This window comes from Streptomyces sp. AC550_RSS872, assembly GCF_019049285.1.
GTDB lineage: Bacteria > Actinomycetota > Actinomycetes > Streptomycetales > Streptomycetaceae > Streptomyces.
In genome coordinates, this window is the sequence record NZ_JAGMUL010000149.1 from 43,853 (window position 1) to 56,777 (window position 12,925).

The 12,925-nt window shown below is 68.3% G+C and carries 7 protein-coding genes and 3 pseudogenes; 7 read left to right on the plus strand and 3 right to left on the minus strand.

What is annotated here, in order from left to right:
* Nucleotides 1–444: 444 nt before the first annotated feature.
* From KUM44_RS37260 to KUM44_RS37265, 3 genes and pseudogenes are all read left to right on the plus strand, one after another.
* Nucleotides 445–1,323, plus strand: a pseudogene (locus KUM44_RS37260) (family 43 glycosylhydrolase); the annotation flags it as partial.
* Entirely contained in the window at nucleotides 1,324–1,764 is a 441-nt protein-coding gene (locus tag KUM44_RS46280; protein WP_254390683.1) for an AbfB domain-containing protein, read from the plus strand.
* Nucleotides 1,765–1,837: 73 nt separating this feature from the next.
* A complete protein-coding gene (locus KUM44_RS37265) occupies nucleotides 1,838–4,111 on the plus strand; it encodes a glycoside hydrolase family 97 protein (RefSeq protein ID WP_217214194.1) in 2,274 nt (757 codons plus the stop codon).
* A 154-nt stretch (nucleotides 4,112–4,265) separates the two neighbouring features.
* Here the strand turns inward: KUM44_RS37265 and KUM44_RS37270 are convergent, their stop codons facing one another.
* Nucleotides 4,266–4,484: a hypothetical protein gene (locus KUM44_RS37270; RefSeq protein WP_217214195.1), complete on the minus strand. Its 219-nt coding sequence runs from the start codon at nucleotides 4,482–4,484 to the stop codon at nucleotides 4,266–4,268.
* Nucleotides 4,485–4,765: 281 nt separating this feature from the next.
* Here KUM44_RS37270 and KUM44_RS37275 point away from each other — a divergent pair, with 281 nt between their 5' ends.
* Nucleotides 4,766–6,124: a glycoside hydrolase family 43 protein gene (locus KUM44_RS37275; RefSeq protein WP_254390676.1), complete on the plus strand. Its 1,359-nt coding sequence runs from the start codon at nucleotides 4,766–4,768 to the stop codon at nucleotides 6,122–6,124.
* Between the two features lie 196 nt (nucleotides 6,125–6,320).
* Here the strand turns inward: KUM44_RS37275 and KUM44_RS47815 are convergent, their stop codons facing one another.
* A complete protein-coding gene (locus KUM44_RS47815; RefSeq protein ID WP_374202116.1) occupies nucleotides 6,321–6,662 on the minus strand; it encodes a hypothetical protein in 342 nt (113 codons plus the stop codon).
* A pseudogene (locus tag KUM44_RS37280) lies at nucleotides 6,642–8,213 on the minus strand (TIM-barrel domain-containing protein); the annotation flags it as partial. The gene KUM44_RS47815 and the pseudogene KUM44_RS37280, both read right to left, overlap by 21 nt.
* 540 nt (nucleotides 8,214–8,753) lie before the next feature.
* Between KUM44_RS37280 and KUM44_RS37285 the strand changes: the two are divergent.
* From KUM44_RS37285 to KUM44_RS37295, 3 genes and pseudogenes are all read left to right on the plus strand, one after another.
* Nucleotides 8,754–11,066 carry a beta-L-arabinofuranosidase domain-containing protein gene (locus tag KUM44_RS37285; RefSeq protein ID WP_217214197.1) on the plus strand — a complete coding sequence of 771 codons (2,313 nt, stop codon included), beginning with the start codon at nucleotides 8,754–8,756 and terminating at the stop codon, nucleotides 11,064–11,066.
* A gap of 166 nt (nucleotides 11,067–11,232) precedes the next feature.
* A complete protein-coding gene (locus KUM44_RS37290; protein ID WP_217214198.1) occupies nucleotides 11,233–12,642 on the plus strand; it encodes a non-reducing end alpha-L-arabinofuranosidase family hydrolase in 1,410 nt (469 codons plus the stop codon).
* Nucleotides 12,643–12,731: 89 nt separating this feature from the next.
* Nucleotides 12,732–12,925: pseudogene (locus KUM44_RS37295) on the plus strand (alpha-galactosidase); the annotation flags it as partial.

Here is a 12,925-nt window from a genome sequence, read left to right on the forward strand (position 1 = left end):
CCACCACTCCTACCAACTCCGCCTCGACCCGATCACCACCGCGACAGAGCGCAGCGACGCCACCTTCCGTGTGACGAGCTGACCGACACCGACAGGGATGCCGGCGCCTCCACGGCGAACCCATCGCCCGCCAACCACCCACCGGCGGAGGAGGCGCCGGCTTCCCCTCCACGAGCCATCCCGGCGACCCCGACGTCCCAGCACACGTCTCCCCACCGCCGACCGCCACCGAGTTCAGCGGGGCCGCGTACGGTCGGCCAACCAGCGGTGACGACCGCCGAGGCCTCGCACGCCCTGCCACAGCCATGTCTTCTTCAGGGATGTGAATCCATGCACAGCGTGAGACCTTCCAGCCGCCGCAGGTTCCGGCCGGGGGCTCTGGCCGCCGCGGCCGCCGCCTCACTCCTGTTGGGCCTTGCCGGCCCTGCCGTGCCCGCCCAGGCTGCGGAGAGCCCGGTCCTGCCAGGGCTCACCGCCGACCCGAACATCATTCGCTTCGGCGACACCTACTACATGTACCCGACGACCGACGGCTTCGCGGGCTGGAGCGGCACGCAGTTCAAGGCGTACTCCTCCAAGGACCTGGTCAACTGGAAGGACCACGGCGTCATCCTCGACCTGGGGCCCGACATCAGCTGGGCCGACATCCGGGCCTGGGCCCCGGCGATCGAGGCGAAGAACGGCAAGTACTACTTCTACTACTCCGCCGACACGAACATCGGCGTCGCGGTCTCCGACTCGCCCACCGGCCCGTTCAAGGACCCCCTGGGCAAACCGCTGATCGCCCGCGGCGCGTACCCCACGGGCCAGATGATCGACCCGGCGGTCTTCACCGACGACGACGGCCAGTCCTACCTCTACTGGGGCCAAGGCCGCGCCCGCATGGTGCCGCTGAACGACGACATGATCTCCTTCGACGCCTCGAAGGTCCGCGACATCACACCCGTCGGCTACAACGAGGGCACCTTCGTCATCAAGCGCAAGGGCACCTACTACTTCATGTGGTCGGAGAACGACACCCGGGACGAGAACTACCGCGTCGCCTACGCCACCGGCCCCTCCCCCACCGGCCCCTGGACCAAGCACGGTGTGATCCTCGAGAAGGACCTCTCCCTCGGCATCAAGGGCACCGGCCACCACTCCGTCGTCCAGATCCCGAACACCGACGACTGGTACATCGCCTACCACCGCTTCGCCATCCCCGGTGGTGACGGCACCCACCGTGAAACCACCATCGACAAGCTGGAGTTCACCTCGGACGGCCTGATCAAGAAGGTCGTCCCCACCCTGAACAGCATCGACCCGGTCACCACCGGCACCGCCCTGCCGACCAACACCACCCGCTCGCTCCGATCGGCCAACTTCCCCGGCCGCTACGCCGTCGTGCGCTCGGACGGCCGCGGCTACCTCGACCCGGTGACGTCCTCCAGCGCAACGGCGGTCAAGCAGAGCGCCACCTTCACCGTCATCCCCGGCCTGGCCGACTCCAAGTGCTACTCGTTCCGTGACGCGTCCGGCCGCTACCTGCGCCACAAGGACCTCCGGATCCGCGCCGACGCGAGCAACGGCACGACGCTCTTCAACAAGGACGCCACGTACTGCGCGCGCCCGGGCGCGACCGCCGGCTCGGTCAGCCTGGAGTCGTACAACTACCCCGGCCACTACCTGCGCCACTACTTCTACGAGCTGCGCATCGACCGCTACCAGGACAACGCCACCTTCCGCGCCGACAGTTCCTTCACGGCGGTCAGCCCCTGGGCCTGACCGAGGCAGCCTCCCTCCCACACCCGGCGCGGGCGATGCGCCGCAGACCACGTCCCACCACCCGGAAGGCCACATGAGACTCCTCCAACGAAGCGGGATTCGAGTCGCCGGTACAGCCGCCGTCGCCGTCGTCCTCGCCGTCACCGGCTCGGTCACCGCGGTGCCCGCATCCGCCGCCACGCCGGGGAGCTGGACCTCGGTCCAGCCCGGTGTCCCACAGACCGGCTGTGACGGCGTGCGCGCCACCGTGGCGCTGGACGCGAACGGCGCCCTCTCGCTCGGCGCGACCTGGAACTGCCGCCAAGCCCTGATACCCGCTCCGATCGGGCTGAGGACCAGCCAGGCCGACTTCACCACCGGACTGGACTTCGTCAGACGCACGGATACGCCCATCTCGTACAAGTACGAGGTCAAGGCGGGGAAGTCCCGCGTCCGCACGCGGTCCGCGACCGAGACGAGACTCGTGTTCGCGAAGGGCTCCGCGCAGATGACCGTGCACGTCCGCACGTCCGCGGATGGCATGGCACTGCGCTACGAGCTGCCGTCGGGCGCGACGGTGCTGAGCGAGGCGACGTCGTTCGAACTGCCGGCCGACGCCCAGCTGTCCCGGCAGGAGTTCACTCCCGACCACGAGAAGGGATATGTGACCTCTGCGGTCGCCGACGCCCCGACGGGCTCCTATGACATGGGCATGTTCGCCCAGCAGGCCAACGGCGCGCGGGTACTGCTCGCCGAGTCCGGTGTGGACGGCAACTACTCGGGTGGCCGGTTCAACCACACCCAGGGCACCGGCCGGTTCACCGTCGCGCTGGCCGACGCTCAGATCGCGCGAACCGGCGCGTTCACCACAGCGTGGCGCACCGCCGCCATCGGCAGCACGGCGACGGTCGTGGAGTCCACGCTGGTCGACGACGTCGCGCCCGCGTCGAAGATCTCCGACACCTCGTGGATCAAGCCGGGTGTCGCCGCGTGGCCCTGGCTGGACGGCATGTGGGACACCCAGCGCGACCTGACCAAGCTCAAGAAGTGGGCCGACTACGCCTCCTCGCAGGGCTGGCCCTACCTCCTGGTGGACGACGGGTGGAAGGCCAACGAGGCGATCATTCCCGAGCTCGTGACCTACGCCCGGGAGCGCGGCGTGCGGATCATGCTCTGGTACCACTGGCAGGACCTGGACACCGCCGCCGAGCGGGAAGCCCAGTTCACCAAGATCACCGGGTGGGGTGTCGTCGGCGTCAAGATGGACTTCATGGGTTCCGAGGCCCAGGCCCGTCAGCAGTGGTACGACGCGGCCCTGGCCGACACCGCCCGGCACAAGCTGATGGTCGACCTGCACGGCTCGCGCCTTTCCGTCGGCGTCCACCGCACCTGGCCGCACGTGCTGACCAACGAGGCCGTCCGGGGCGAGGAATACCCCGGCGGCCGGGACATCGGACACGTGGCCGCACTCCCGTTCACTCGCGGCCTACTGGGCCCGGCCGACTACTCGCCGATGAGCTTCCAGCAGCGCAACCCGAACAGCGACGCCGCCGAACTCGCCCTCGGCGTACTCCTGGACAGCGGGATCATGCTCCCGGGCAGCCGTATCCAGGACTACGAGGCCCGGCCCGAGGCACAGCGGTGGATGCGCATGCTGCCGACCGCGTGGGACGAGACGAAGTACGTCTCGGGCGACCCGAACTCCGGAGGGGTCATCGCGCGCCGCGACGGCGACCGGTGGTTCGTCGGTGCTTTCCGGCGCGGCGGTGCCACCACCATCAGTTACCCGACCACGTTCCTCGGCTCCGGTACCTGGCACGCGGAGATCACCACCGACGGGGCCACCGGCCTGACCCGCACCAGCAAGGTCATCCAGGCCGGTGACACGCTGAGCGTTCCCGCGGTCGCGGGCGGCGGCCATGTGGTCAGGCTGACCAAGGTCCCGGCCATCCCTACCGGGAACCGCGCGGTGACCGTCGCCGGCAGCAGCCACGTACTCGACGTGAAGAGCAGAAGCCTCGCGAACGACGCCGAGATCATCCGCTGGCCCAGCACCGGCGGCGCCAACCAGCGCTTCGCGTTCGTGCCCCTCGGCGACGGATACACGCGGATCGTCAACCAGGAAAGCGGCAAGGACGTCGTCATCCGTTGGGCCTCCCGCGACGCGGGCGCGAAGGCCGTCCAGTACTCGTACGAAGCCAACGCGAACACCAACGACGAATGGCTGGCGGAAGACGCGGGCAACGGCCGCATTCGGCTCCTCAACCGCCACAGCGGTCTCTACCTCACCGCGGGCAGCGCACAGGGCGACCAGTTGGAGCAACGCCCGTACGACGGCGCCGACCACCAGATGTTCACCGTCTCCTGATGCCGCTGAACGAGACAGCCGTGTAACAGCACATCACTGGAGTAGAACCCCGCGCCCCCAGGCCGGGGCCGTGGTCGAGGGCCACGGCCCCGGTGACGGCGGCGCTGCGGCGGCGGTGGCCACCGGGTCCGCCCCCTGTCGAGCCCGCCGACCGTCAGCGACGGGAGTCTTCCAGCCGGAACCAGGGTTCCTCGGGGACGACGTTCTCGGGCAGCCCTGGCGGTACGACCACGGACCGCGCCCCGGGGCGAGCCATCGCGCGCTCGACGGCGGCCGAGGCAACGGCCGCTCCCGCCGAGCGGGCAACGTGCTGCACCTGCCGGATCTCGAACGGGCCGTAGCGGCCGGACGCCCCGCACACACCCACAATCATGGCCGCTCCCACACCAGGAATGCCCGACATTTCGAACGTAGATCGACATGCGGAATGGTGGCCCGAATGTAAAAGGCGCCCGCACGGAAGTCAACGTGCGCGACGGCACCGGCGCTCGGCTGCCCGGGCGGCTCGAGCCGCACCTGAACGGAACCCGTCGGAAACATTGACGGAATCACGACGCAACTCTATCTTCTGCTCGAAGTACCGCACGCCGTTCGGCACTTCGAACAATATTCTCCCCAAGCCTCAGGGCAGTTCACGCAGAAATGGGACGAGCGTTGAACAGAACCCTCAGGGCGGTCCTCGCCCTCCTCACCTCGGTGGCCGCCCTGCTGGGGCTCACCACCGCCCTCGCCGGTACGGCCGGAGCCGCCCACCCGCCGGCGGGACAGACGACGCGGTACACGATGACCGCGTTCACCAACAGCAGCGAGTCGAACCTGTACGTCTACGACTCGCCGGACGCCACCGGATTCACCCTGCGGAAGGGCCCCGCCTACACCCCGCCGTCCGGTCTGATCCGCGACCCCAGCATCTTCAAGCACACCGACGGCTTCTACTACCTCACTTACACCACCAACTGGACCGGGAACACGATCGGCTTCGCCCGGAGCACCGACCGGGTGAACTGGACGTTCCTGTCCAACCACACGATCCCGATCAGCGGGCTGACCCGCACCTGGGCGCCCGAGTGGTTCATCGACACCGACGGCAGCGTCAACGTCATCGTCTCCCTGACGTCGGCGAGCACCGCGACCCACTTCAACGCCTACAAGATCACGGCGACCAACTCCGCGCTGACCACCTGGTCCGCGCCCACCCAGCTGGCCGGCATCGGCCCGAACTACATCGACACCTTCATCGTCAAGGTCGGCTCCACGTACCACGCGTTCACCAAGAACGAGACGACGAAGTACATCGAGTACGCCACCGCCTCCAGCCTCACCGGCCCCTACACCATGCGGAAGACCGGCAACTGGGCCGGATTCGGCGACTGGGTCGAGGGCCCGGCCCTGGTCCGGCTCGACAACGGCGGCTGGCGCATCTACTACGACGGCTACCGCGCCGGGAAGTACTGGTACAGCGACAGCTACGACAACTTCGCCACCTGGTCCACGCCCACCGAGGTGCCCGGACTGTCCGGCTTCATCCGCCACGCCACCGTGCTGAAGGAGACCGTCTCCGGCGGTGTCACCCTGCCCACCAACACCACCAGGTCACTCCAGTCGGTCAACTTCCCCGGCCGCTATGCCTCGGTCCGCTCCGACAGCCTCGGCTACGTCGACCCGGTGACCTCCGCCAGCAGCACCGCCGTCAAGCAGAGCGCCACCTTCACGGTCGTGCCCGGCCTCGCGGACGCCAACTGCTACTCCTTCCGCGACTCCGCCGGACGCTATCTGCGGCACTGGGACTACCGCGTCCGCTTCGACAGCAGCAACGGCACGGCCGTCTTCAACAAGGACGCCACGTACTGCGCCCGTCCGGGCTCGACCGCGGGCTCGGTGAGCCTGGAGTCGTACAACTACCCGGGCCGCTACCTCCGCCACTACGACTACGCGCTCCGCGTCGACCTCTACCAGAACACCGACACCTTCCGCGCCGACAGCTCCTTCACGGTGGTCAACCCCTGGGCCTGACCTGCCCAACCCGCACTCTGCCGTGCCGCCGCGGATCCCACCCGCGGCGGCATGGCCCTCTGCCGCCCCGCAGCCGCCACGGCTGCGTACGGCGGCCCCGGAGACGAGGAACCGCATGCCACCAAGCGCCGGCTCGTGCTCGACGACGCACGCGGCGTCATCTGGTCGAAGGAGCTGCGCCGGTACTCGAAGGAGGTCAGCCGAGCCAGGCTGCGACGTCGGCCCCTTCCCGTATGAACACGGGGATCCGTTCCAGTGGGGCCTCCGCGTCCAGCCGCGTACCGCCCTCCAGCACACGTCCGGTGACCGCGTCGAGCCACTGCGCGCCGACCGGCAGATACACCTGGCGGGCCCGCAGGCCGGCCTCGTACACGGGTGCCACCAGCACATCGGGGCCGAGCAGGAACTGGTCGTCCACGTCCCATGCCTGTTCGTCCTCGGGGAAGTCGAAGAACAGCGGACGCATCGCCGGGGCGCCGGTGCGGTGGGCCTCCTCGGACAGCCGCATCAGATACGGGCGCAGCCGCTCGCGGAGCATCAGGTGGTCGCGGAGGATGCCGTACGCCTCTTCCCCGTAGGACCAGACTTCGTTCGGACCGCCGGTGATGTCCGCGGAGAACGTGGGGTGTTTGGGCTTTCGATCCCCGTGCAGCCGCATGACGGGGCTGAAGGTGCCGTACTGGAACCACCGGATCAGCAGCTCGCGGTACGCGGGGTCGTCCAGGTCGCCGCCGCCGAAGCCGCCGATGTCGGTGTTCCACCAGGGGATGCCGCTCATCGCGACGTTCAGCCCGGCCCTGATCTGGCGTGCGAGGGAGTCGAAGGTGGTGGGGATGTCACCGGACCACAGCAGGGCCCCGTGACGCTGGCTGCCCGCCCACGCGGAGCGGACCAGCGGAGGCGGCCGGTCCTCGCCCGCCGCGCGCAGGCTGTCGGCCACCGCGCGGGTGTGCGACAGGGGGTAGAGATTCGCGACCTCGGCGGCCGGTCCGGCCGCGTAGACGGCGCGGTCGGCGACCTCCCTGGGCAGATCGGGCTCGCAGGCATCCAGCCAGAAGCAACCCACGCCCAGCGAACGGTAGTTGTCGTTCAGCCGCTGCCACAGCGCGGCGCGGGCTCCGGGGTGGGTGGCGTCGTAGTACGCCATCGGGAGCGTCAGCGCCTCCCCGCCCTCCCGGGACGGCCACGCCAAGGTGAGCAGACCGCCGTCCGCGTCCCGAACGAGGTGTCCGGAGGTGCGCAGCTCGTCGTAGGTGTCGCTGCCGGGTTCGACGGTCGGCCACACCGAGACCGCGAGCTTCACCCCGAGGCCGGTCAACTCCTAGGCCATGGCCGCGGGGTCGGGCCACTCGCTCTCCTCGAAACGCCAGTCCCCCATCTTCGGCCAGTGGAAGAAGTCGCAGACGATGACGGACAGCGGCAGTCCGCGCTCCTTGTGCTGCCGTGCCACCGCGAGGAGTTCGTCCTGGGTGCGGTAGCGCAGCTTCGACTGCCAGAAACCGGCCGCCCACTCGGGCAGGAGGGGCGGGCGTCCGGTGACGTGGGTGTAGGCGTCGAGGATCTGGGCCGGGGTGTCGCCGGCGGTGACCCAGTAGTCGACGCGCCCGCCGCCGTCAGCGGTCCACCGGGTGGTGTCGGCGCCGAGTTCGACGCGGCCGGTGGCGGGGTTGTTCCACAGCAGTCCGTAGCCACGCGAGGAGTGCAGGAAGGGGATGGCAGCCACGGTGTTGCCCTGGACGAGGTCGATCACACAGCCCTTCTGGTCCAGGCGCCCGTGCAGATGCTGCCCGAGGCCGTGCAGCCGTTCCCCGTCGTACGCCTCGAAGTGCTGCTCCGTCCGGCCGCCCGCAGCGTGCACGCGAGGGCCGGCGTGATGCGTGTAGGGGTCCTTGTCCGCGAGGAGTTCGCGGCCCGATATGGCGTGGCAGAACCTCAGCCGACCGTCGGCCGAGGCCTCGACGACGAGGCGGCCGTTGAGCAGTCGGGCACTGCCGTCGTCCGATACGGAGACTTCGGCCCGCGGGGAGGGCGAGGGGCTCTCCAGCGCGCCAGGGGCGGTGGGGTCGATGGTCCCCGATGCGGCCCGGACCCGGACGGCGTCCGACCCTCAGGGCTCTATGCGGAGGATCTCTTCGGCGGTGTGCCGTTCCAGGCCGCCTGCACGGACACTGTAGGACAAGGGGATTCCTCGGTTCGGCTCAAGTGCCCGGGCACATGGTCCGTGCGGGCACGGGCTGATGTCGGTATCCGCGCGTTCATCCGGTGCGGCGCGGGCGGGGCGGAGCCCCGTCGACAGTTCGAGCTGACGTTATCCAGCTCTCGCACTCCTCACACTTCTTCTCGGAAATCCAATGTCTGACGCAGCGTCAGGGCGTCGGCCGGACGTAAATCCGCCAGTATCCAAGTCTTCGTGTCACATGACTAGACAGAGGCAACGTTCGTATCCGTTAATCCATCCCATGTATCGCCCCCACAGTCACCGGCTCCGCTGTGATCGCCGGCCTGCTGGCGGTGTGGCGCCGCATCGGCAACAGACCAGCCCGGTGACGCACTGCGCCCGACTGCCGGACATGTGAGCGAACGCACCGAACGACCAAGCAGTCACTCTCCTCTCACCGAAAGGTTCAAGATGTCTTCCTCCGTCAGCAGACGGCGCCTCCTGCAAGCAGCCGGGGCCACGGCCGTCGCTTCTGCCACAGGATCCTTCATGGCTAGTTCTCCCGCCCATGCGGCCATCCCCCCTGCAAGGGCCGACATCGGGGTCTCCGCGCACCCCTTCGGACTCGACCAGGTCCGGCTCACCGCGAGCCGGTGGCTGGACAACCAGAACCGCACGCAGAACTACCTGCGGTTCGTCGATGTCGACCGACTGCTGTACAACTTCCGCGCCAACCACAAGCTGTCCACCAACGGCGCGGCTGCCACCGGTGGTTGGGAAGCTCCGGACTTTCCCTTCCGCAGCCACGTCCAAGGGCACTTCCTCACGGCATGGGCGCAGCTGTACGCGGTGACCGGGGACACCACCTGCCGGGACAAGGCCACCTACATGGTCGCGGAGTTGGCCAAGTGCCAGGCCAACAACAGCGCCGCCGGTTTCAACGCCGGGTACCTCTCCGGCTACCCCGAGTCCGACTTCACCGCTCTCGAGCAGCGGACCCTGAGCAACGGCAACGTGCCGTACTACACCATCCACAAGACGCTCGCCGGCCTGCTGGACGTATGGCGCCACATCGGCAGCACGCAGGCCCGGGACGTGCTGCTCGCCCTGGCGGGATGGGTCGACTTCCGCACGGGCCGGCTGAGCAGTCAGCAAATGCAGGCCATGCTGCAAACCGAGTTCGGCGGCATGAACACCGTGCTGACCGATCTCTACCAGCAGACAGGCGACGCGCGGTGGCTCACCGTCGCCCGGCGGTTCGACCACGCCGCGGTGTTCGACCCCCTGGCGGCCAACCAGGACCAGCTCAACGGACTGCACGCCAACACCCAGGTACCCAAGTGGATCGGGGCCGCGCGGGAGTACAAGGCGACCGGCACGACCCGCTACCGGGACATCGCCACCAACGCCTGGAACATCACCGTCAACGCGCACACCTATGCCATCGGCGGCAACAGCCAGGCGGAGCATTTCCGCGCTCCGAACGCCATCGCCGGCTTCCTGAACAAGGACACCTGCGAAAGCTGCAACACCTTCAACATGCTCAGCCTCACCCGGGAACTGTTCGCGCTGGACCCGAACCGGGCCGCGCTGTTCGACTACTACGAGCGGGCGTGGCTGAACCAGATGATCGGCCAGCAGAACCCGGCCGACAACCACGGCCACGTCACCTACTTCACCCCGCTCAACCCGGGAGGCCGACGCGGTGTGGGCCCCGCGTGGGGCGGCGGCACCTGGAGCACCGACTACGGCACCTTCTGGTGCTGCCAGGGCACGGGCCTGGAGATGAACACCAGGCTGATGGACTCCATCTACTTCCGCAGCGACAACACGCTGATCGTGAACATGTTCGTGCCCTCGGTGCTCAACTGGTCGGAGCGCGGCATCACGGTCACCCAGACCACGTCGTACCCGACCAGCGACACCACGACCCTGCGGGTCACCGGCAGCGTCAGCGGGACCTGGGCGATGCGCATCCGCATCCCGGGCTGGACCACCGGGGCCACCATCAGCGTCAACGGCACGGCGCAGAACATCACCACCACGCCCGGCAGCTACGCCACCCTGACCCGCTCCTGGACCTCCGGCGACACGGTCACCGTCCGCCTGCCCATGCGGGTCATCATGAAAGCGGCCAACGACAACGCGAACGTCGCCGCGATCACCTACGGCCCGGTGGTGCTGTCCGGCAACTACGGCGACTCCGCGCTCAGTTCCCTCCCGTCGCTGAACACGTCCTCGATCACACGGACCAGCAGCAGCTCGCTCGCCTTCACCGCCACCGCCAACGGCTCCACCGTCAACCTGGGTCCGTTCCACGACGCGCACGGCCACAACTACACCGTCTACTGGAACACCAGCGGCACCAGCACCGTCCGTCTCGCCAACGTGGGCAGCGGTCTCGTGCTGGGCATCCAGAACATGTCGACGGCCGACGGCGGCCGCGCTCTACAGTGGAACGACTCGGGCACCGCCGACCACAACTGGCAGATGATCCCGGACGGAAACGGGTTCCGCTTCCGCAATGCCCACAGCGGCAAGGTGCTCGGCGTCTTGAACATGTCTACGACCGACGGCGCGACCGTCCTGCAATGGTCGGACAACGGCACCACCGACCACATATGGACACTGCTCGACCAGGGAGACGGGACCTACAAGATCCGCAACGCGAACAGCGGCAAGCTGCTCGCCATCGCGGACAACTCCAGGGCTGTCGGCGCATTCGCAGTCCAGGACTCGGACAACGGCACCGCCGACAACCGGTGGCGCATCGTGGGGAACTGAGGCCCCGCCCGGCAGCAGATTCTGGTCGCTCTCCACCCTCCCGCTTACGCGAGACTCCGACCGTTGTTCGACATGGCGAACAACGGTCGGGGCGTAGCGCACCACCAGTCCGGACAGCCTCTGACGGGGCCAACCGGAACCACTTACTCAAGGAATGAGACCCCCCATGCGCAGACGTGGTTTCAGCCGCAGACATCTGTCTGTGGCGCTCGCGGCCCTGGTCGCTTCGGCGGCGACGCTCGTCGCCAACCCGGCTCAGGCGGCCAGCAGCGGCACCTTGCGCGGCGCTGGTTCCGGCCGGTGTCTCGATGTGCCGAACGCCGGCCAGGCCGACGGCACGAACCTGCAAATCTGGGACTGCAACGGCGGGACCAACCAGCGGTGGACGCTGACGGACGGCAACCAACTGACCGTGTACGGCAACAAGTGCCTCGATGTACCGGGCCACGCCACCACGGCCGGTACCCGGCCGGTGATCTGGTCCTGTAACGGCGGTACGAACCAGCAGTGGCGGGTGAACTCCGACGGCACGGTCGTCGCCGTGGAGTCCGGGCTGTGCCTGGACGTGTCGGGCGGCGCCACGGCCAACGGCACGGCGGTGCAGCTCTGGAACTGCAACGGCGGCAGCAACCAGAAGTGGACCGGTCTGTCCGGAGGGGGCAGCACGTGTGCTCTTCCGTCGACGTACCGGTGGAGCTCGACGGGTCCGCTGGCGCAGCCGGCCAACGGGTGGCTCTCGCTGAAGGACTTCACCACCACGACGTACAACGGCAAGCACCTGGTCTACGGGACGTACTCCGACGGCAACTGGCACTCGATGGGCTTCAGCCCCTTCACGAACTGGTCGGACATGGGCTCGGCCGGTCAGACCGCGATGAGCCAGTCGGCCGTGGCGCCCAAGCTGTTCTACTTCGCGCCCAAGAACATCTGGGTGCTGGCCTCGAACGGGTGGGGTACCCAGTGGCCCTTCGTCTACCGCACGTCGAGCGACCCCACCAACCCCAACGGCTGGTCCGCGGCGCAGCCGCTGTTCACCGGCAGCCTCCCCGTGGGCGGCCCGATCGACCCGACCCTGATCGCCGACGACCAGAACATGTACCTGTTCTTCGCCAATGACAAGGGCAGCATCTTCAAGTCGACCATGCCGATCGGGAACTTCCCGAGCAGCTTCGGCTCGTCGTACACGACGGTCATGAGCGACACGGAGAAGAACCTGTTCGAGGCGCCGGAGGTATACAAGGTCCAGGGCCAGAACCAGTACCTCATGATCGTCGAGGCTCGCGGTGTGAATGAGGACCGCTTCTTCCGTTCGTTCACGGCCACCAGCCTGAACGGCCCGTGGACCCCGCAGGCCGCCACCGAGTCCAACCCCTTCGCGGGCAAGGCCAACAGCGGTGCCACCTGGACCAACAGCATCAGCCACGGTGACCTGGTCCGCGACAACCCCGACCAGACCATGACCGTCGACCCCTGCAACCTCCAGTTCCTCTACCAGGGCCTGTCCCCCAACGTCCCGCCGGGCACCGACTACGTGAAACTGCCGTACCGGCCGGGCCTGCTCACCCTTCAGCGCTGACCCGTGGGCCCACGACCAGAAGCTTGTGACCGTGCCCATCAGGCACGGTCACAAGCGACTTCCGCCTTGTCTCCCAGGAAGGACCCCCCATGGTCCCCATACACAGACGACTGCTGCGTCTCCTCACGGCCACCGCGCTGACGCTCACAGCCTGCGTCACCGCCTCCACCGGCACGACCGCCGGGGCCGCGCCGGGCAGCCCGGCGCTCACTCCGCCGCTCGGCTGGAACAGCTGGAACAGCTTCGGGTGCGGGATCACCGAGGCGCAGGTCCGCCAGGCCGC